This window comes from Brevibacillus halotolerans (genome assembly GCF_026891775.1).
Lineage (GTDB): Bacteria > Bacillota > Bacilli > Brevibacillales > Brevibacillaceae > Brevibacillus_B > Brevibacillus_B halotolerans.
Map to the genome: position 1 here is coordinate 115,504 of NZ_JAPTNK010000002.1, position 19,706 is coordinate 135,209.

Consider the following 19,706-nt stretch of genomic DNA (forward strand, 5'->3'; position numbering starts at 1 on the left):
GAAAAGAGAGATAACGAGGAGGAACCATCAGTGAAAAAACTTTTATCGCCAGCGTTGGCCATTCTATTATTCCTAGTACCAACTCTGACTGCTTGTGGAAATCAAACAGGTACAGCAGGTACGCCTGAAGCAGGAGCTAGTGTTAAACAGGAATTGACAGCAAATTTAGCAGGTGAACCATATTCACTTGACCCTGCCATTGCGACGGATACGAAATCCTTTTGGATTATTGATCATCTATATGAGGGGCTATATGCCTTTGATAAGGAAGGTAATGTGGTAGAGGGAGCTGCTAAAAAAGTAGAGATTTCTCCAGACGGAAAAACCTATACCTTCACGATTCGTAACGATGCGAAATGGTCTAATGGTGATGCTCTGACAGCCAAGGACTTTGAATACTCCTGGAAGCGTGTCTTACATAAAGAGACGGGGGCTACTAATGCATTTTATCTGTATTATATAAAAGGTGCAGAGGCCTATAATAAAGGGGAAGGGAAGCTAGAAGATGTGAAAGTAAAGGCAACAGATGACAAAACATTGGTAGTGGAGCTGAATGCACCTACTTCCTATTTCCCAAAAGTAATGATGAATAATGTTTACTTCCCTGTAAATCAAAAGGTTGTGGAAGGAAATAAAAATTGGGTAGCAGAAGCAAATACCCTCGTATCTAATGGAGCTTATCAATTAGCTAGCTGGGAACATGACAGTCAATTAACGCTAACAAAGAGTGAAACCTACTGGAACAAATCGAATATCAGCATGGATACACTACATTTCAAAATGGTGCCAGATGCAACTACTTATTACCAAATGTACAAGACAGGTGAGCTAGATATCATTGATACGTTGCCAATCGATGCTATCGAACAAGAAAAGAACAATGCGGAATATGTAAGTCTACCTAAATTTGGGACTTATCTGTATACTTTTAATGTGACGCAGGAACCATTTACAAATGCTAAAATCCGTCGCGCCTTTGCCTTAGCTGTCGATCGTGATCAATTGACGAAGAATGTGACTAAGGCAGGTGAAACACCAGCATTCGCTTATGTGCCACAGGGTGTTAAAACGGCTGGTTCTGATTTCCGTAAAGAAAAGCCAACTTATTTCACGTTTGATCCAACTGAAGCGAAGAAGCTATTGGCTGAAGGGATGAAGGAAGAGGGCTGGAGTAAACTACCTGCGGTCACATTGAAGTACAATAATGCACAAAACCATAAAAAGGTAGCCGAAGCTCTGCAACAAATGTTTACAAATAATCTTGGCGTCGATGTGAAGCTAGAAAACCAAGAGTGGAAAACCTACATTGATACCTACAAACAAAGTAACTTCCAGATGGCTCGCATGGGCTGGGTTGGTTCTTTCCTTGATCCGGTTGCAATGCTTGATTACTATCTAGGCGAGAGTCCGAATAACCAAGCGAAATGGGTCAATCCACAATTTGACGAGTTAATGGAAAAAGCCAAAGTAGAACAAGATGAAGCAAAGCGTAATCAATACCTACATGAGGCTGAAGATGTTTTCATGCAAGACTTGCCTGTGCTTCCACTCTTCTTCTATTCACAGAACTATTTAAATGCCAAAACCTTAAAGGACGTCACATACAGTGTTTATAAGAATCCAGACTTGCGTTGGGCTAAAAAAGGAGCAGAGTAGCAAGTAGGGCTAGCATTAGAGTAAATGCTTTTATACGTATACCTGACATCTTAGGTCTGCTTCTGCCTCAAGAGGAGCAGACCCTCTTTTTTCATACCAAACACATGCTAAAAGACTAGAGAACAATAGAATAGCAAACATGGTTCAGCCAATACCAGCAAGATAAAGGGTTCACCAGTGAAGGAGATTACTATGGATACAATTATGGATACGCTGTTTCTAACAGGCTTACTCCTAGTGCTGGGAGGAGCGATTATTTATGTATGGATAAGCAATTTTTTTGCCACGTTTATGAAGGGATTTTATCTATTAGGTAGCACTCTATTTAAAAAGTCAAAGGCACTTCAGCAAATTGACGAACAGATGTCTGAGGATACAAATCTGCAAGAATGGAAACGAAAACGAGCAAGGCAACTGATGGCGCTCCTGTTAGTGGCAGGGATGCTTTTGATCATCCTATCGCTGATTTGGGCTGGCATCCAGTTGTCATGACACCATATAGTTAATAAGTAGAGCAAAATACGTAACGAAAAGGGGAGCATACATATGTCAGAAGCAGTAACAATCATTACAAACGCTACAATCATCCTAGGCAATGGGCAACAAATTGATTCAGGCAGTATTTTATTGGCAGAAGGAAAAATTAAGGCGGTAGGGAAAACAGAAGAGATTGCAGAGCAAATCAATCAGCTAAAAAATCAATACAAGGAGTCCGTTACAATCCATGCAGAAGGAAAATATGTTACACCGGGACTTATTGATGTACACACACATCTTGGTGTTCATGAGGAGGGTATCGGAAGAGAAGGACATGATTATAATGAGACGAGCTCACCAGTGACGCCATATGTAAGAGCGTTAGATGGAATTAACCCTTTTGAGCGAGGCTTTCTTGAGGCTCGAAAAGCAGGTGTAACAACTGTTCAATCCATGCCGGGCAGCGCTAATGTGATCGGTGGCGAGATGGTTGTCCTAAAAACGGCAGGGATGATTGTCGATCACATGATTGTTCGCGAGCCCTCTGGAATGAAAGCAGCTTTTGGTGAAAATCCCAAGCGTGTCTTTGGCGCTAAGGACAAGGCACCTATTACACGGATGGGAACTGCTGCATTGTTTCGCCAGGAATTTATAAAGGCGCAAGAATATTTGGAATCTAGAGAAAAAGGAGAGGCCGTGAAACGTGATGTAGGCCTAGAAAATCTAGTAAAGGTGTTGAAGCGAGAGATTCCCTTACGTGCCCATGCTCATCGTGCTGATGATATTGTAACAGCACTTCGCTTAGCAGAGGAATTTCATATTGAAATCACAATCGAGCATTGCACAGAGGGGCATAAAATCGCGGATTTCTTAATAGATAAAGGGGTCAGTGTTTCCGTGGGGCCTACTCTTTCCTCACGCTCCAAAATTGAGCTAGCAGATAAAGGCTTCCATACCCATCTTGCCTTGGCAAAAGCAGGTGTACCTTTTAGCATAACCACAGATCATCCTGTTGTAGGTATCGAATACTTAGTGACCAGTGTAGCGCACGCTGTAAGCGATGGTTTGGATGAAGCGTTAGCTTGGCAAGCTATTACACTGCAAGCTGCTAAGCATCTAGGGGTAGAAGAACGTGTTGGTTCTTTGGAGGTTGGAAAGGATGCTGATGTGGTTATCTGGAGCGGACATCCGTTTCATATACAAAATAAAGTAGAAAAGACATTTATCAATGGTGAACTGGTGTATGAGCGTGTAGAAAACTAAGCAAAATGAAGCAGGTGAATTATGATGAAGGTAGATCAAACACAGGCTGTCCAGATGGGGACGGATCGCACTGAGTCAGAGCTGGAAAATAGAATCATTACCTACGTAGAACAAAACAAGCAGCAATTTATTTCGGTTAGTCATGCGATTCATGAGCATCCAGAGATCGGCAATGAGGAAGTGTATGCACAAGGGGTATTAACAGCATTATTAGAAGAGGCGGGCTTTCAGATTGAAAAAGGGGTGGCTGGTCATCCTACAGCTTTTCTTGCACGTAAAAAGGTAGGGGAGAAAACAGGACCTACGCTAGGATATTTAGCTGAATATGATGCCCTGCCAGGTCTAGGCCATGCGTGTGGCCATAATATTATTGGTACAACAAGTGTGCTTGCAGCTATTGCGTTGGGTGAAACGCTCCAAGAGACCGGTGGAGAGGTGGTAGTGCTAGGAACGCCGGCGGAGGAGGGCGGTCCAAACGGCAGTGCAAAAGGCAGCTTTGTTAAACATAATTTGCTGAAAGGAATCGACGCATGTATGATGGTCCACCCATTTAGTCACAATCGTATTACGGGGACAACCCTCGCTGTCATTCCGCTTGATTTCGAATTTATTGGCAAGGCGGCTCATGCAGCGGCTGCACCAGAAGAAGGGATCAACGCACTGGATGCTGTTATTCATTTGTTCAATGGGATCAATGCTCTGCGTCAGCATGTGACGGCTGATGTCCGTATTCATGGAATTATTACTCATGGGGGAGACGCACCGAATATTGTACCTGAATATGCTAAGGCCAGATTCTATATTCGTGCGGCAACGCGTCACAGTTGCCTGAAAGTGACGGAAAGAATCAAGGAGATTGCCCAAGGAGCGGCTTGTATGACGGGTGCGACTGTCAATATTATTGCTTTTCAAAATGAAGTAGATGATATGGTGCTTAATCGAACGTTTGATGGAGTGTTTCAAGCGCAAATGGAACGGTTTGGTTATTTGGTAGATACGCGTCATCAGGCGGGTCTTGGCTCTACCGATGCAGGAAACATCAGCTACGTGGTCCCAACCATTCATCCCTATATTAAAATTGGCTCAGAAGAGTTGGTCTGTCATACAGATGCGTTTCGTGAAGCAGCCAAATCCCCAGAGGGTGACGCGGCACTGATTGTGGGCGCTAAGGTATTGGCTTTGACAGGTTTTACCCTAATGACGAACGAGGCTGTGCTGACAGAGATTAAACAAGAATTCTTTCAACGAAAACAGGAGCTAGCCCTACAGTTGTAAGCGACTGGGGGTAGCTCCTGCTTTTTTATATGTAACGATCACAGTTTTTTATCAAGCCGTGCTAAAAGTGGAAGAGCATAGCTTATATTTATAAAATTTCGTACTAAGGTTATTTGCTATTCCATCTCGCACAATGCTGGTAAGATTTGATTCTGTTAAAATTCATGCCAATTCAGGTGAAAATTGCGCAAAAATAAATTTCCTCAAAAAATACTAAGAAATGTAATCCTGTTGTGACGGGGATATGTTATAATTTTCCTACTACAATAGCTTCCTATCTCAAAGGTGGTCGGCTCACCCCTAGAAAAGAAATGTCAGAGGGGGGTGAGAACATGGAGGTTTATCAAGCGCTGTCCCTGATGTTTATGTTTGGGATGTTCCTGTTAGCTTTGTTAACCTACCTGAAAAAGAAATGACCTCATGCTGTGCACAAAGCACAGGAGGTCATTTCTTGTCTATAGCTGATGAGCTGATTCATCGAAGAGAATCAACTATTGTAGAAGGCTGTGAGTGCGGCAACACTCACGGCTTTTTCTTTATTACCATATGCAAGTAACTACATTTTAACACAAAAGGGACAAGGTGACTAAGCCTGTCCTGAAAAGACGCTATGCTTAGTTTATTTGATATAGCCTAAGTCACGTAAATGAGCGATGGTCAGTGGATAGACATCGTCTTTTACAAAAGCGCTATATCGCTCATCTGAACGCAACTCCTCGGCTGTTGGAATTTTATCACTGATAAATGCTCCGCCAACCGATCCTTCTATAATAGAAGCGACCTGTCGTTCCGCCTCTGCCACATAAATATCTTTCACAATCGAATCTCCGACCGTATACTGACCGATTTTTTTGATGGCGGATAAGTGATAGCCTGTTTCTTCGTATGTCTCTCGAATGGCAGCGGCAATGCTTGACTCGCCAGGCTCTACTTTGCCACCGGGAAGCTCATATCCTCGTTTGGTATGGATCGTGAATAAAAGCTTGCCTTGATAAAAAGGAAAGACGAGGACGTGCTTAGCCTGCTCCTCTCGAAATTCGGCCGGGTCAAAGCTTAACGTCATGGGTACGCCTGTCGTATCGTAAAAAGTGTCCATGTTAGGCCTCCTTGGCATGCAAAGCAATGTGTTTTGCGGTTTTCATAGCCTGACCGATGGCAAGTGAAAGACTAGCATAATCACTTCCATTTGTAATATCTCCAATGGCATAGATCCATTCATGAGCAGTCCGCAGATGCTCATCAACCGTTAGAAATCCGCCCATTTTATCCACTAATTCTGCCACCGGGCTACTATTTGCAGCGATACCAACACGAGGTAAAATCCAGTCAACCTGCAAGCGATGTATCTTTTGGTTGTGCGTTTGTAAATCAACAGAGCATCTATTGCCCTTTGATTGTGTCGCTTTTACCTCCGTTTCCATCCAAATGGTCACGTTAGGCAGTGAAGTGGCTTTTTGTACCCATTCTTGTCGACCGCGAAATTGATGATTACGGACGGCAAGCCAAATATGATGCGCGTAGGCGGACAGATTACAAACACTTTCTAAGGCACGATCTCCACCGCCAATCACCAGAATATCCTTTTGATCTAATAAATGAGCCCCCGAGGATGTAGAAAACTCTGGACCTAACACATGGGCCGAAACCTCTGCAAGCTGTGGTAAGTGAACAGGACTCACCCCTGTGGCAACAACTACATAATCTGCCTGATACGAGGTTTGATCTGTATGTATCATTTTGGTTTGATAATCAATGCTACGCAGGCATTCTTGATAGCGAATAGGGATTTGCAATACTTGCACACTTTCGCGTAAGTCTGTCAGCAATTCCTCTCCATTTGCATATAGTTTGGGGGGGAGGTCCCAAATGCGATTATGAATATAGTGAATTTGACCGCCAAGCGAATCGCTTTGTTCTATTACGAGGCAAGAAAGCCCAAGCCGTTTGCACCAAATCGCAGTGGAAATACCCGCCATCCCAGCGCCAACGATCAGCACTTGAACATGTTTCAATTTCATTTCCCCCGCTTCTTGCTAAGATGGTTGCTTCTCTTCATTATAACAAATATCACTGCACTGGGGGATACATTAAGCAAGCGTGTCCCTAAAACCACAATGGATTCCTCCTACAATGAGATTGTCTAAGCGGGCAAAACACGGTAAACTAGAAAACAGTTTTTTTACTAGATCAGAAGAATAAAGCTATTGATAAAAGGGAGCCGTTTACATGAAAGTCATTATTGCTGAAAAACCTGATCAGGCCTCAAAGCTCTCCAGCCCATTTGCACATAAAAAACAACAAGGATATATTGAAATCGCTCCACATCGTTTATTTCCACAGGGAGCATTGGTGACTTGGGCTGTCGGACATATTTGCGAATTAGTTCCACCAGAAGATTACAACCCTACTTGGAAAAAGTGGAGCATGGAGACACTGCCCATGATACCGGAACGTTTTCGCTATCAGGTAATGAAATCAAAGGCCAAGCAGTTTACGATCATTAAACAACTGCTAAAACGCTCAGATGTCACAGAAATCATTCATGCGGGTGACGCAGGGCGTGAGGGTGAACTCATTATCCGTACGGCTATCGAGCTTGCTGGTGTAAAAAAGCCAATGAAAAGACTATGGATTTCCTCCTTGACGGATCGTGCAATTGTGGAGGGATTTGAGCATGTATTAGACGAAACACACACTCGTAATCTGTATTATGAGGCCTACAGTCGCTCCTGTGCAGACTGGCTTATTGGTATGAATGCTTCTCGGATTTATACAATTCTCTTTAAGCAAAAGGGTGTTTCGGATGTATTTTCCGCAGGACGTGTACAGACTCCTACTCTAGCGCTTGTTGTCAAAAGGGAAAAGGAGATTGCTAATTTCAAATCAGAGCCATTCTGGGAAGTGATTGCTTCCTTTACCATAGAAGGAAAGAAATATGAGGGGATTTGGCAAAAGGACGGAGAATCCCGCCTGTTTGACGAGCAAATGGCTGCACGCATAGCTCAATTCTGTGAGAAAAAGCCTGCTAGTGTGCAGGAGGTTAAGAAAGAACGCAAGGAATTTTTGCCACCCTTCCTATTTAATCTCTCATCCCTGCAGGCAACCGCTAATAAGATTTTTAAGTTTTCGCCTAAAAAGACGTTGGATGTAGCTCAACAATTATATTTGAAGGGATTTTTATCTTATCCGCGTTCTGATTCCAGCTTTGTTACATCAGGAGAAGCTAAGAGTTTTCCAGAAATTTTGTCCAAGCTGGCTAAAAAGAAGGAATTTCAATCATTCTTTCCTACGCCAATTCATTCAGTAGCAAATAACAAACGCTATGTAAATGAAAAGAAGGTAACGGACCACTACGCTATTATTCCTACCGAGCAGGTGCCTCATTTGGACAAGCTCTCTGCTGATGAACGCCATATTTATGATTTGGTGGCACGTCGTTTGATCGCTGCTCATTATGAGCCGGCGATTTTTGACTATACTACGATTACTACCTTAGTGGATGGGCGAGCAACCTTTATCAGTAAGGGGAAATGTCAGGTGCAAGCAGGTTGGCGAACCGTGTTATTTCAAGGTCAAGACGAGGACGACAAGGATAAAGATGAAGAAAAGCTACTGCCGCCTGTTGAAAAAAATGAAACAGGGAAGGTAAGCCGTGTAAAAGTTAAAGCGGGCAAAACCCAACCGCCGAAACGCTATACAGAGGGTCAATTAATTACGCTAATGAAGACCGCAGGTAAGCATTTAGAGAATAGCGAGTGGGAAAAGGTTTTGTCTAAAACCGAGGGGCTTGGTACAGAGGCTACACGAGCGGGTATTATTACCATGTTAAAGGATCGCAAGTATATCGAGGTGAAGAAAAACCAAGTATTTGCCCTAGAGAAGGGAAGCTTATTAATTGATGCCATTGGAGATAAGATTCTCGCTTCTCCAGAGATGACAGCTCGCTGGGAACAACGGTTGGCAGAAATTGGGCAGGGGCAGGCTTCGGCGCAGGAATTTATGGAGCAAGTCAAAAAATTAGCGTACAAGATTGTTCAGGATGCTACCGAGCAATCTGCTACATGGGACTTTTCCGGTATGGATATCGAGGCAATGCCTAAGCAAGCCTCTACGTTTACTCTAGGGAAAAAGATAGCGGTTTGTGCTGGATGTAAGGGCTCGATTGTAGATAAAGGAAATTTCTATGGCTGTGATCAGTATAACAAGACGGGGTGTAAAATCACTTTACCGAAAAAATTACTCGGCAAATCTTTATCTGCCACCAATGTGAAAAAACTGATGGAGCAAGGAAAAAGCGGATTAATAAAAGGCTTTAAAAAAGGTGACAAGACGTTTGATGCCTATTTGAAATGGGATATAGAGAAAGCGCAATTCCAATTCGAATTTGAAGCAAAAACAGCTTCTTCGGGTGCTAAGGAGTATAAAAAACCAAGCTCAAGAGCACCGAAAGGGAAAAAGATTACAGAAGCGCTATATTCTACTGAGTAGAAAAGAATAAAAGTAGGCAAAGTAACAAACAAGAAAGAAAGGGGGTGTGATGTATGAATCAAGCAAGACCGATTTCCGTTAACGATCGAATAACATCGATTGATACCGTTAGAGGCATTGCGATCCTGGGTATATTTCTGGTGAACTTACCAGCTATGCTAGGAATTCAACCGCTTGACACAAGAGGATATACCAAAGGCGTTGATGCCGTGTTTCGTTTTGGTTATGACTTATTTATCCAGACAAAATTCTACTCCTTGTTTGCCTTTTTATTTGGATTGGGGTTCTATCTATTTATGAGTAGAGCAGAAGCGAAAGGGTCGCGGATGAGGTCCCTTTTTTCGATGCGTCTAGTTGTGCTGTTTCTTCTGGGATGCCTGCATTTTCTGCTTTTGTGGTACGGTGATATTTTACATATGTATGCATTAGTGGGCTTTTTACTTTTATTTTTTTATCGTCAGAAGGCATCAGCCTTGTTTGTGTGGAGCATTTTTTTAATGGCTCTGTTTATGTTGTTTATCTGGTTTGCTTATTCCGGGGATATTGATTTAGATCAGACAGTGCTACTAGAAGCTCCTTGGTTTAATGGACTAGAGGATTATGCACAAAAAGTAAGTCAACGCTATGAAATGCTAAGTGGCATCCAGATTCTCAATGTAATTATCTATATTCCTGAATTACTAGGACTTTTTTTGTTGGGATTGTGTGCAGGAAAGATCAACTTTTTTCAACGTGTGCATGAATGGAAACGTGGATTGCGCATCACTCAGATTGTCAGTCTGGTAGTAACGATTCTATTGTTTATTCCGATGTTTCGTTATTATTTCAGCCATGAAGTCTATGTGTCTGAAGAAATTCAAAAGTACATTCAATTGACGGGGAAAACGTTGTTCGTTTTTTATCTCGTATCGATTGTTCTGCTTCTGGAAAACAAACGTTTTCGAGCAAAAATGCAAGGCTTCACATATGTGGGGCGCATGGCATTAACCAATTACTTATTGCAGACATTGGTCACAGTCCTGTTGTTTTCCCTGTTTATTCCTAATACGGCAGGAATTCCGCTATGGATTGGATTTATCTTTTGTATTACGATTTATCTATTACAGATCATGTTTAGTAAATGGTGGTTATCTCAGTATGCCTTTGGACCAATGGAATGGCTGTGGCGATGTGCAACCTATCTGCAAAAACAGCCACTACGGCTGAAGCAACAAACCCGTGAACGATCATAGATAGAAGGCAAAAAACTAGTTGAAATCTAATGGTTTATCATCTATAATGGCATTATCTTTTTTAATAAAATAATAAAATCCTCATCATATCTGGTGAGGTAGAGGTTGCGGTATTTAAGAGTATGCTGGACGAGACCCAGAGATGTTGTAGACTCCATCAGAAAGGAAAGACCGCCGAAGCTTGTACAAAGACTCTGTGATGTACAGGCTGGGGCTGTTTCCGAAAGGGACAGAACTGTCACGTTTATTTGCCGAATAAGCGTGTTGTGCTATCTTCATGGAAGGTATGATGCGGGTTACGTATAAATCCGTCGACAGATTCTACAATGACGGATTTTTTATATTCCCACTCCTTCCTTGCACGTATCTTTGAAAAGATAAGGAGTGTTTTTTTATGTCTCAAGCAACAACTGGGAATGAAAGTGTAACAAACATATCGACAACTAGGGATGGGGGACAGCCACAGGAATTGAAGCGCGGTCTAAAGGCTCGACACCTGACAATGATTGCTCTTGGCGGTTCTATTGGTACGGGTTTATTCCTAGCAAGTGGTGGAGCTATCTCTCAAGCAGGCCCTGGTGGTGCGATTGTAGCATATGTAGCAATTGGTATTATGGTATATTTCTTAATGACCAGCTTGGGTGAAATGGCAGCTTATATGCCGGAGTCAGGGTCTTTTAGTACCTATGCAACAAAGTTTGTAGATCCTGCTCTAGGCTTTGCATTAGGATGGAACTATTGGTATAACTGGGCTATTACGATTGCAGCCGAGTTATCTGCCGCTACGCTTTTAATGAAATTTTGGTTCCCGAACAGTTCATCTTTATTATGGAGCGGCTTATTTTTAGCCTTTATGTTTGGATTAAACTATCTATCTGTAAAAGGATATGGGGAGTCAGAGTTCTGGTTCTCGATGATTAAAGTAGCAACCGTTATTATTTTCTTGGTAGTTGGTATCTTAATGATTTTTGGCATCATGGGCGGAGAGGCTGTAGGCTTTACGAACTTTACCATTGGCGACGCTCCATTCCATGGCGGCTTTATGGCAGCCCTTGGTGTATTTATGATTGCTGGATTTAGCTTTCAGGGTACAGAATTAATCGGGGTAGCGGCAGGAGAGAGCGACGATCCGCGTAAAAATATCCCAAAAGCCATCAAGCAAGTGTTCTGGCGCATTCTGTTGTTCTATGTTTTTGCCATTTTAGTTATTGGCTTGCTGGTACCCTACACTAGTCCGAATCTGGTAGGTGGAGAAATAGAATCGATTGCTCTAAGCCCGTTTACAATGGTATTTGAAAAAGCAGGCTTGGCATTTTCTGCCTCTGTGATGAACGCTGTTATTTTATCGGCTGTATTATCCGCGGGTAACTCTGGTATGTATGCTTCTACACGTATGCTGTGGGCGATGGCGAAGGATGGGAAAGCACCTAAATTTTTTACAAAACTAAACCGTCGTGGTATTCCGATTTACTGTTTGTTAATGACAGCATCAGTTGGGATGGTTGCTTTCTTCGCTTCTTTTTTTGGCGATGGGGTTGTTTATGCATGGTTGCTTAATGCTTCTGGTATGTCTGGCTTTATTGCTTGGTTGGGCATTGCAATTAGCCACTATCGCTTCCGTCGAGCGTTTGTAGCGCAAGGGCATAGCTTGAGTGAATTGCCTTTTAAAGCAAGATGGTTCCCATTCGGTCCGCTATTTGCTTTTATACTGTGCATCGTTGTGATTATGGGGCAGAATTACGAGGCATTTATTGGAGATAAAATTGATTGGTACGCTATGATGGTATCCTATATCGGCATTCCGATCTTCCTTGCTTTATGGTTGGGATACAAATGGATCAAGAAAACAAAGGTTGTGAAATTGCACGATTGTGATTTTAGCAGTGCACATGTAAGAGACTAGCTTGTAGTCCTTTTATATTGCTCATAGTAATCAATACAGGAAAAACCACTTCTCAAGCAAAAGGAAGAAATTCTGAGGCTTGTGAGTGGTTTTTTCTATGCTTCTTGAACGTTTCCACTCCACGTAAGCTTCTTGTCCATCGATTTTTCTTTTAAAAAAATTTAGTAAATATAAAAAGTTTGTCGAACTAGCATTCTCTATGCCGAACGTTTTAGCTGGTATCGACAAAAGAAGAAAAGTTATGCGTTCAGCGTTCGACATGATTTGAAGGCAAGCTCTTTTATACTTAAAAGCAATGAGTTAAGCAGAAAGGAGCACAACCTTCATGATTACAAGAATCCTACAAATGCGAGCACAATCCCTATCACTGCAAGAAATCGCTACAAGGTGCGAGATGACCATTGGCCAAGTGAGATACCAACTTCACAAATTTGGACTGAAGTCGCAGGCTTACAAGGAGAGCTGCCAAAGCGTAGCAGAGGAGTCCTTTATTAATTTGTTCATGGGAAAGGTTGTTAGCCCACCTTTTTATCCTGCTGTCTACCCATTGGAAACGGACAGAGGGGAGAGCTATACAACTCAGGAGAAAGACTTTTTAGCTGAACAAACCCAAGGGCAAGCTATCTTAGAAGAGAAGCGAGTCCCTTCTATAGCTGTTATTCCAACGGCACCTGACACTGTGTATATCCATTGGTCTATTTCTAAATATCGCCTGAATATGATTGCGGGGTACCTTAAGGAAGAGTGGGCGAAAATTACACAAGGAATTCGTCTTTATGAGGTGGAGGAAGGCATATCCTCTAATAGGGAGGTGGGGTATAAAGACGTGTATATGAATGAAGAAGCAGAAGCAGAAGCCTGCTACGTTGAACATTTGCAAACAGGGAAACAATACGTAGCCGAGTTTGGTCTTTATGCTTCTGGGCAATTTTGTCCTATCATGCGGTCTGAGAAAGTGAGATTGACAGCTTACCGGTACGCCGTTTGGTAAAAAATTAGGAATGGCACTCCTTGAAACGTCTAGTGCAGGAATAAGGATTTTCATGATAGAGATGTAAAGCGGCCAATGGGTCGCTTTTTTATTTGTTTCTGTTCCTAAACCTTCTATCCTACTATTTCCCTTCATACAGTAAAAATGGAGTATTTGACGCGACTACCTTGTCTAGCATGGAGGGAATCAAATGAAAAAACAGATTGTTTTTGGAACAGACGGCTGGAGAGCTGTGATGGCCGATCAGTTTACGATGGAAAATGTACGGACCGTGGCAAAAGCAATTGCCTGTTATACAGAGGAGAATGGGTGGATCAATCGGGGAATCATTGTGGGATATGATACTCGTTTTATGGGACGAATGTTTGCGCAAGAGGTTGTACGTGTGTTAACTGCTCAGGGCATACTTTCTTTCTTGGTAAGTGAGCCGACCCCCACCCCTGTCGTGGCCTTTGGCGTCAAGCATTTTGGGGTAAGCGGCGCGGTGATGCTAACAGCTAGTCACAATCCCGCAGAATACAATGGAATCAAATATATTCCCGAATATGCAGGGCCAGCTTCTCCTGAGATTACCCAGCGCTTAGAGGTGTTGATTCAAGAGATTGTAGCAAGGGATGAACAGGTAGAGACGCGCTGCATGGAGGAGGCTAAAAATTGTAAGTTATATCAGCCCATTCACTTAAAGCCTCACTATGAGGCACATATTCGCAGACTTATTCGCATGGATGCATTACAGCAAGCAAACTTAACCGTTGTCGTAGATGCCATGCATGGAGCAGGGAGCGGATATATGAGTGCTCTATTGCAGGAGGCCGGCGTTGCGGTGAAAAGCATCCGCGAAGAAAGAGATCCGTTATTTGGCGGAGGCCTACCAGAGCCCAATGAACATCATTTAGCGGAATTGTCTCGTCAAGTGTTGGTCGAGCATGCGGATTTAGGAGTAGCCAATGATGGAGATGCGGATCGATTTGGAATCGTGGATCGACAAGGGAGGTATTTACCTCCAAATGAAGTGCTTACGCTACTTACCTACCATATGGTCAAAAACCGAAATGGTCAGGGCAAAGTCATTCGTACAGTAGCCACCACTCATCAGCTAGACCGGATTTGTGAATATTATGGATTGGATATAATCGAGACCCCTGTCGGATTTAAATATATTGGGGCGCAGATGCTCAAGGGTGATGTGCTTATTGGCGGCGAGGAGAGCGGGGGAGCCAGCATTCTGGGACATATTCCTGAAAAGGATGGAATTTTAATAAATTTATTAATTGCAGAAATGTGCGCAATCGAGGGAAAGAGTTTAGACGAAATTAAAACGGATATCCACCGCCAATTTGGTCGCATGTATAGTATCCGACTAGATATTCGCTTGAAAGAAAAGGAAGCTTTTTTACGCCGTTTTAAAGAGAAGCCTCCACATGCGATCGCTGGATATGCTGTTGAATCGATTCATACATCGGATGGGTTTAAACTGATACTAGAAGGTGGGCATTGGGTATTGATACGCCCATCCGGTACGGAGCCCTTGCTACGGATTTATTGTGAGGCAACTGGATCAGAAGAGTTAGAAAGGCTGAAAGAGGCAGTAAGGGATTGGTTTGAGGAAAGCATGTAATTAAACAAGCAAAAGCTTTATCCCAATAAGAAAACGCTGAATGGAAAGGAACCGGCTTCTCGTGAGTTGGTTTTTTTCTCATGTCAGTTAAAAGTATGCAGGTCAAATCAATTGCATGGCGAAAAGTTCTTTCTAGAAAAAATTACACTACTAAAGGAACAATGTTTCTCGCATCTTTCTTTGTTACAATAAAAATAAAGATGTGATAACGAAGAGAGGGTACCGATGAAATTGGAGCAGGAGCTTTTAGAACGTTTTTTAGAAGAAGTAGTATTGGACTCACCTTCTCCCTATGACCCTGTGCAAGTCCTTTATGCTCCTCATCCATGGGAGATTGTTGGAACTGGTAATTATGCAGGTGTATTCTGTCATCCGGATTACCCTGACGTTGTTGTTAAACTGTACGCCCCAGGAAAACCGGGAATTGAAGAAGAGAGTGAGGTATATCGTCGTCTGGGCGAATCAAAATATTATCCGATTTGTTATGAGAAGGGCGAAAATTATCTAGTAATAAAGCGGATGCGAGGAATCTCGTTGTTTGATTGTGTCCGCTATGGAATCCCGATCCCTGAAAATGTAATTAAAGAAGTAGATGAGGCATTGGATGAAGCGAGAGCGAAGGGCTTATATCCTCAAGATGTGCATGGTAAAAATGTTCTTATGTATCAAGGACATGCCTATATCATTGACGTGAGCGATTATATCCATCCAGGAGAAGATCGCAAATGGAAGGATATTAGAAGAGCATACTATCGGATTTATTACCCTTATCTAAAAGAGCGTCGGATCAAGATTCCGTTATGGGTGCTTGATCTGGTGCGCAAAGGGTATCGCTTTTATCGGAAGCTAAAGGGGTTGACCTCCTTGAAACATAAAAAGCAACATAAAAAGAGACATAAAAAGAGCTCGATCTAATAAACAAGCAGGAAGTTATTGAAAAAAATTGCCCAACTGATTTTGCCTGTGGTACAATTTGCGGTGTTACTCTACGCCATTTCTGTAAGGAGGCTGTTATGTATTTCTACTACATAATTGCGCTCGCGGTTATTGCCTTGGATCAATGGACCAAGCATCTCGTGGTGAAGTATATGGAATATGGGGAGTCAATTCCTTTGATTGAAAATGTATTCCACCTTACTTCTCACCGTAATATGGGTGCTGCGTTTGGTATGCTCCAGAACCGTCGTGTGTTTTTTATTATTATTACTACTCTAGTTGTAATTGGGATTATCTATACTCTTTACAAACAAGGAAAAAGCAATCCGCGTATGTCCTTTGCCTTATCGCTTGTATTAGGCGGAGCCATCGGTAACTTTATTGATCGAGTTTCAACGGGACAGGTAGTGGACTTTTTACACGCTGTTATTATCAACTTCCCAATCTTTAATGTAGCTGACATGGCTATTACGTTTGGTGTAGCCGTGATGCTGATTGATATTTTTATGGAATCTCGCAAGCCATCACATTCTTCCAGCAAGTAAGAGCATACTATCATTAGAATGAATATATTTAGGAGCTTATAGATGACAGAGCAAACTTTCGAACGTTATGATTGGACAGTGGAAAAAGAAGAAGCAGGAGAACGCATTGATAAATTTTTGACTATGCAAGAAGGAGAATGGTCTCGTTCTCAAGTACAAGCATGGGTAAAAGAAGGACGAGTTACGGTCAATGATGCTCCGATTAAAAATAATTACAAGGTAGCAATGGATGACGAGATCAGCTTGCGTGTGCCACCTCCAAAAGAGTTGAAGATCGAAGCGCAAGCGATGGATTTAGACATCGTCTATGAAGATTCCGATGTCGTGGTTGTAAACAAGCCACGTGGCTTAGTCGTGCATCCAGCGTTAGGTCATTATACAGGAACATTGGTCAATGGTCTCATGTATCATTGCAAGGATTTATCAGGTATAAATGGTGTGATGCGCCCGGGTATCGTTCATCGTATTGATAAAGACACGTCTGGTTTATTAATGATTGCCAAAAACGATAAGGCCCATGCGAGTCTAGCAGCTCAATTAAAGGAACATACCGTTAATCGTAAATATGTGGCTTTGGTTCATGGAGAAATTCCACATGAGATGGGGACAATCGATGCTCCAATTGGACGCGATCCTAAAAATCGCCAACAGATGGCGGTTGTCTTTGGCAATAGTAAACCTGCTGTCACTCACTTTGTCGTATTAGAGCGGATGAAGGATTTTACCCTTGTGGAATTAAAGCTTGAGACAGGACGCACCCATCAGATTCGTGTTCATATGAAATATATTGGCTATCCGCTAGCAGGTGACCCCAAATACGGCCCACGAAAAACGCTGGATATTAATGGGCAAGCCTTACATGCGAAGACACTAGGATTCATTCATCCGAGTACAGGCGAATACATGGAATTCGAGGCTGATCTCCCACAGGAACTGCAAGCAGAAATTCAGTTCATACGTGAGCAAAAAAGTTAAACGTGTTGACAGATATAAAAAGGTATGACATAATCATTCGTAACAAAAGGTAACCTTTAAATCCAGTCCCGTGAGGCTGGCAAGGGCGACGGTGAATAACGCAGATATAGTTGGGATGGTTATGCCCTTCTTTATGTGCGCACGAAGCTTCTTGTCAGTGAGACAAGAAGCTTTTTTTGTGTCAGACCATCAGGAACAACACAAGCTGGCAGATAGTAGCCTCCCGAGTCTTGTAAAGGTCATCTACTTCTGCTGAAAGGAGCAACTCCAATGAACGAAAAAAGCATTATGATGGATGAAGCAGCGATTAGGCGGGCCTTAACTCGCATTGCTCATGAAATTATTGAACGCAACAAAGGCGTAGAGGACTGTGTGATCATCGGCATTAAAACTCGCGGAATTTATTTGGCAGAACGCTTAGCCAAACGAATCGAGCAGATTGAGAATGTGAAGCTTCCCTTTGGTGAATTAGACATTACGTTATACCGAGATGATTTGACACATAGGTCTTCAGACGCTGTTGTTCATGGAGCAAAACTGCCTGAGATTACAGGGAAAAAGGTCATTCTGGTGGATGATGTGCTGTTTACAGGACGTACGGTTCGAGCTGCTCTGGATGCCTTAGTGGATCAGGGACGCTCGAAGATGATCCAGCTCGCTGTATTAGTGGATCGTGGCCATCGTGAATTACCTATTCGACCTGATTATGTGGGCAAAAACCTTCCTACGTCCCGATCTGAAATTATTGCTGTACAATTGCAGGAAGTAGATGGAACAGATAAGGTTTCACTGATGCAAAAAGAAGAATGAATCGCCAACTATATATCGCCTCTTTAAGGCTAATCCCGTGAGGTTAGCAAGGGGACTCGATCTAACGCTGGAGGTAAGCGTACCTCTGTGCTTGGACCTGCCTCTTTGTGTACCCACGAAGAGGTTTTTTTGTGCAAAAAATTAAGAAAGCAGGGGAGAAAATGAGCAAACAAGATTTTGTAGACGTACATGAAACACCAGCTTTGACTCGTTTATTACCACTTAGTATTCAACACTTATTCGCCATGTTTGGCTCCACAGTACTAGTTCCAATCTTAACAGGTTTAGATATATCTGCCGCACTGATTGCCAGTGGATTAGGCACCCTGATTTTCATGCTGATTACGAAGGGGAAAATTCCCAACTATCTTGGTTCCTCCTTCGCTTTCATCGGCCCCATCATTACCGTGACAGCAACATACGGGCAAGGAGTTGCCTTGCTGGGCTGCTTCCTATCGGGACTGGTTTATGTCCTAGTAGCAGCCATGGTACGAAAATTCGGGGTAGGCTGGCTGGATCGCTTACTCCCACCCGTTGTGATAGCTTCCATCATCGTAGTTATCGGTTTGAGCTTAGCAGGTGTAGCTGTAGACATGGCTACAAAAGTAACGGTAGAAGGAAAATCAGTAATCTCGCTAACTTCCATTGAAATCTCCTTAGTCACATTGCTGGTAACCATTATTGCAGCGGTTATGCTGCGCGGCTTCTTGTCACTGATTCCCATTCTACTTGGAATCATTGGCGGATACGGCTATACAGCTCTACGACATGCGGATTTGATAGATTGGGCTTCCATTACAAAGGCTCCCCTTTTTATCAGCCTGCCAGAAATGTTTTCGCAGCACTTGCATGTTGGCCTGCTGACAACTGCCATGACGGATAAAGGAGCATGGTTATCAGCTCTGATTATTGCACCGATCGCGTTTGTCTCCTTAACCGAACATCTAGGCCATTTATTGGTAACAAGTAAAATTATGAATCGTGACCTAATGAAGGACCCTGGCTTGCATCGAAGCTTGCTAGGTGATGGTGTAGCTACCGCGGTTTCCGCCTTTATCGGTGGACCACCTAGTACGACTTATGGTGAAAACATGGGTGTTCTAGCAATCACAAGAGTTTATAGTCGAGCAGTTATTGCCCTAGCCGCAGTATTCGCGATCTTATTCTCCTTCTGCGGAAAAATCAGCGCGTTTCTCATGACCATCCCAACGCCGGTACTAGGTGGCGTCTCCATCGTACTGTTCGGGATTATCGCATCCCAAGGCTTTAGGATGTATGTTGAAAATAAAGTCGATTTTGCAAATAAACGCAACATGATTATCGCTGCTTCCATACTTGTAACGGGAATCGGCGGGTACAAAATTAGCTTTGAGGGAGTTACCTTCTGGCAAAGCTTCCTAACGAACCTAACGATTGATAATGTAGCATTTTCAACCTTCATCGGAATTTTTCTGCATGCGATCTTGCCTGGAAAGGAATCTGCGATGGGCGAGGCGCACAAGGATCAGGTAGAGTCAGCAGCATAAGCATTATGACA

Annotated in this window: 17 protein-coding genes and 1 riboswitch; of the genes, 15 read left to right on the plus strand and 2 right to left on the minus strand. The window is 42.9% G+C overall.

Annotated elements, in window-relative coordinates; genetic code table 11:
* Positions 1 to 30: 30 nt before the first annotated feature.
* From O0550_RS03415 to O0550_RS03435, 5 genes are all read left to right on the plus strand, one after another.
* The gene (locus tag O0550_RS03415) at positions 31 to 1,656 is read left to right on the plus strand and encodes a peptide ABC transporter substrate-binding protein (protein WP_258425629.1); all 1,626 of its coding nucleotides are present in this window, start codon (positions 31 to 33) and stop codon (positions 1,654 to 1,656) included.
* A gap of 192 nt (positions 1,657 to 1,848) precedes the next feature.
* Positions 1,849 to 2,148, plus strand: a complete 300-nt coding sequence (locus O0550_RS03420) for a DUF3899 domain-containing protein (protein ID WP_003342691.1) — start codon at positions 1,849 to 1,851, stop codon at positions 2,146 to 2,148.
* A 54-nt stretch (positions 2,149 to 2,202) separates the two neighbouring features.
* A complete protein-coding gene (locus O0550_RS03425; RefSeq protein WP_003342693.1) occupies positions 2,203 to 3,396 on the plus strand; it encodes an amidohydrolase in 1,194 nt (397 codons plus the stop codon).
* Positions 3,397 to 3,420: 24 nt separating this feature from the next.
* A complete protein-coding gene (locus O0550_RS03430) occupies positions 3,421 to 4,671 on the plus strand; it encodes a M20 family metallopeptidase (protein ID WP_258425738.1) in 1,251 nt (416 codons plus the stop codon).
* Positions 4,672 to 5,003: 332 nt separating this feature from the next.
* Positions 5,004 to 5,087, plus strand: a complete 84-nt coding sequence (locus tag O0550_RS03435) for a putative holin-like toxin (protein WP_018671828.1) — start codon at positions 5,004 to 5,006, stop codon at positions 5,085 to 5,087.
* A gap of 203 nt (positions 5,088 to 5,290) precedes the next feature.
* Here the strand turns inward: O0550_RS03435 and O0550_RS03440 are convergent, their stop codons facing one another.
* Positions 5,291 to 5,767 (minus strand): NUDIX domain-containing protein, encoded by a 477-nt coding sequence (locus O0550_RS03440; RefSeq protein WP_003342699.1) that lies wholly within the window; start codon positions 5,765 to 5,767, stop codon positions 5,291 to 5,293.
* A 1-nt stretch (position 5,768) separates the two neighbouring features.
* On the minus strand, positions 5,769 to 6,689 hold the full coding sequence (locus tag O0550_RS03445; protein WP_258425630.1) for an NAD(P)/FAD-dependent oxidoreductase: 921 nt from the start codon (positions 6,687 to 6,689) through the stop codon (positions 5,769 to 5,771).
* Between the two features lie 208 nt (positions 6,690 to 6,897).
* Between O0550_RS03445 and O0550_RS03450 the strand changes: the two genes are divergently transcribed.
* The 10 genes from O0550_RS03450 (at position 6,898) to O0550_RS03495 (ending at position 19,695) form a co-directional block, all read left to right on the plus strand.
* Entirely contained in the window at positions 6,898 to 9,159 is a 2,262-nt protein-coding gene (locus O0550_RS03450) for a DNA topoisomerase III (RefSeq protein ID WP_258425631.1), read from the plus strand.
* Between the two features lie 53 nt (positions 9,160 to 9,212).
* Entirely contained in the window at positions 9,213 to 10,391 is a 1,179-nt protein-coding gene (locus O0550_RS03455; RefSeq protein WP_258425632.1) for a DUF418 domain-containing protein, read from the plus strand.
* Positions 10,392 to 10,482: 91 nt separating this feature from the next.
* Positions 10,483 to 10,671, plus strand: a riboswitch (Lysine riboswitch).
* Positions 10,672 to 10,785: 114 nt separating this feature from the next.
* Complete coding sequence (locus tag O0550_RS03460; protein WP_035318693.1) at positions 10,786 to 12,294, plus strand: amino acid permease; 1,509 nt, start codon at positions 10,786 to 10,788, stop codon at positions 12,292 to 12,294.
* 325 nt (positions 12,295 to 12,619) lie between these two features.
* On the plus strand, positions 12,620 to 13,285 hold the full coding sequence (locus tag O0550_RS03465) for a DUF4912 domain-containing protein (RefSeq protein ID WP_258425633.1): 666 nt from the start codon (positions 12,620 to 12,622) through the stop codon (positions 13,283 to 13,285).
* 190 nt (positions 13,286 to 13,475) lie between these two features.
* On the plus strand, positions 13,476 to 14,903 hold the full coding sequence (locus O0550_RS03470; protein WP_258425634.1) for a phosphoglucomutase/phosphomannomutase family protein: 1,428 nt from the start codon (positions 13,476 to 13,478) through the stop codon (positions 14,901 to 14,903).
* A 225-nt stretch (positions 14,904 to 15,128) separates the two neighbouring features.
* On the plus strand, positions 15,129 to 15,818 hold the full coding sequence (locus O0550_RS03475) for a serine/threonine protein kinase (RefSeq protein ID WP_258425635.1): 690 nt from the start codon (positions 15,129 to 15,131) through the stop codon (positions 15,816 to 15,818).
* 98 nt (positions 15,819 to 15,916) lie between these two features.
* Positions 15,917 to 16,384: a signal peptidase II gene (lspA, locus tag O0550_RS03480; protein ID WP_003336741.1), complete on the plus strand. Its 468-nt coding sequence runs from the start codon at positions 15,917 to 15,919 to the stop codon at positions 16,382 to 16,384.
* A gap of 42 nt (positions 16,385 to 16,426) precedes the next feature.
* Positions 16,427 to 17,359 carry an RluA family pseudouridine synthase gene (locus O0550_RS03485; RefSeq protein ID WP_035318694.1) on the plus strand — a complete coding sequence of 311 codons (933 nt, stop codon included), beginning with the start codon at positions 16,427 to 16,429 and terminating at the stop codon, positions 17,357 to 17,359.
* Between the two features lie 270 nt (positions 17,360 to 17,629).
* Entirely contained in the window at positions 17,630 to 18,169 is a 540-nt protein-coding gene (gene pyrR / locus O0550_RS03490) for a bifunctional pyr operon transcriptional regulator/uracil phosphoribosyltransferase PyrR (RefSeq protein WP_003336743.1), read from the plus strand.
* Positions 18,170 to 18,330: 161 nt separating this feature from the next.
* Positions 18,331 to 19,695 carry a solute carrier family 23 protein gene (locus O0550_RS03495; protein WP_031308992.1) on the plus strand — a complete coding sequence of 455 codons (1,365 nt, stop codon included), beginning with the start codon at positions 18,331 to 18,333 and terminating at the stop codon, positions 19,693 to 19,695.
* Positions 19,696 to 19,706: the final 11 nt, after the last annotated feature.

What these genes read in the sequence shown, in the direction of transcription:
- O0550_RS03420 (WP_003342691.1), top strand. Translation starts at nt 1,849, where the DNA reads ATGGATACAATTATGGATACGCTGTTTCTAACAGGCTTACTCCTAGTG.
- O0550_RS03425 (WP_003342693.1), top strand. Translation starts at nt 2,203, where the DNA reads ATGTCAGAAGCAGTAACAATCATTACAAACGCTACAATCATCCTAGGC.
- O0550_RS03430 (WP_258425738.1), top strand. Translation starts at nt 3,421, where the DNA reads ATGAAGGTAGATCAAACACAGGCTGTCCAGATGGGGACGGATCGCACT.
- O0550_RS03435 (WP_018671828.1), top strand. Translation starts at nt 5,004, where the DNA reads ATGGAGGTTTATCAAGCGCTGTCCCTGATGTTTATGTTTGGGATGTTC.
- O0550_RS03440 (WP_003342699.1), bottom strand. Translation starts at nt 5,767, where the DNA reads ATGGACACTTTTTACGATACGACAGGCGTACCCATGACGTTAAGCTTT.
- O0550_RS03445 (WP_258425630.1), bottom strand. Translation starts at nt 6,689, where the DNA reads ATGAAATTGAAACATGTTCAAGTGCTGATCGTTGGCGCTGGGATGGCG.
- O0550_RS03450 (WP_258425631.1), top strand. Translation starts at nt 6,898, where the DNA reads ATGAAAGTCATTATTGCTGAAAAACCTGATCAGGCCTCAAAGCTCTCC.
- O0550_RS03455 (WP_258425632.1), top strand. Translation starts at nt 9,213, where the DNA reads ATGAATCAAGCAAGACCGATTTCCGTTAACGATCGAATAACATCGATT.
- O0550_RS03460 (WP_035318693.1), top strand. Translation starts at nt 10,786, where the DNA reads ATGTCTCAAGCAACAACTGGGAATGAAAGTGTAACAAACATATCGACA.
- O0550_RS03465 (WP_258425633.1), top strand. Translation starts at nt 12,620, where the DNA reads ATGATTACAAGAATCCTACAAATGCGAGCACAATCCCTATCACTGCAA.
- O0550_RS03470 (WP_258425634.1), top strand. Translation starts at nt 13,476, where the DNA reads ATGAAAAAACAGATTGTTTTTGGAACAGACGGCTGGAGAGCTGTGATG.
- O0550_RS03475 (WP_258425635.1), top strand. Translation starts at nt 15,129, where the DNA reads ATGAAATTGGAGCAGGAGCTTTTAGAACGTTTTTTAGAAGAAGTAGTA.
- lspA (WP_003336741.1), top strand. Translation starts at nt 15,917, where the DNA reads ATGTATTTCTACTACATAATTGCGCTCGCGGTTATTGCCTTGGATCAA.
- O0550_RS03485 (WP_035318694.1), top strand. Translation starts at nt 16,427, where the DNA reads ATGACAGAGCAAACTTTCGAACGTTATGATTGGACAGTGGAAAAAGAA.
- pyrR (WP_003336743.1), top strand. Translation starts at nt 17,630, where the DNA reads ATGAACGAAAAAAGCATTATGATGGATGAAGCAGCGATTAGGCGGGCC.
- O0550_RS03495 (WP_031308992.1), top strand. Translation starts at nt 18,331, where the DNA reads ATGAGCAAACAAGATTTTGTAGACGTACATGAAACACCAGCTTTGACT.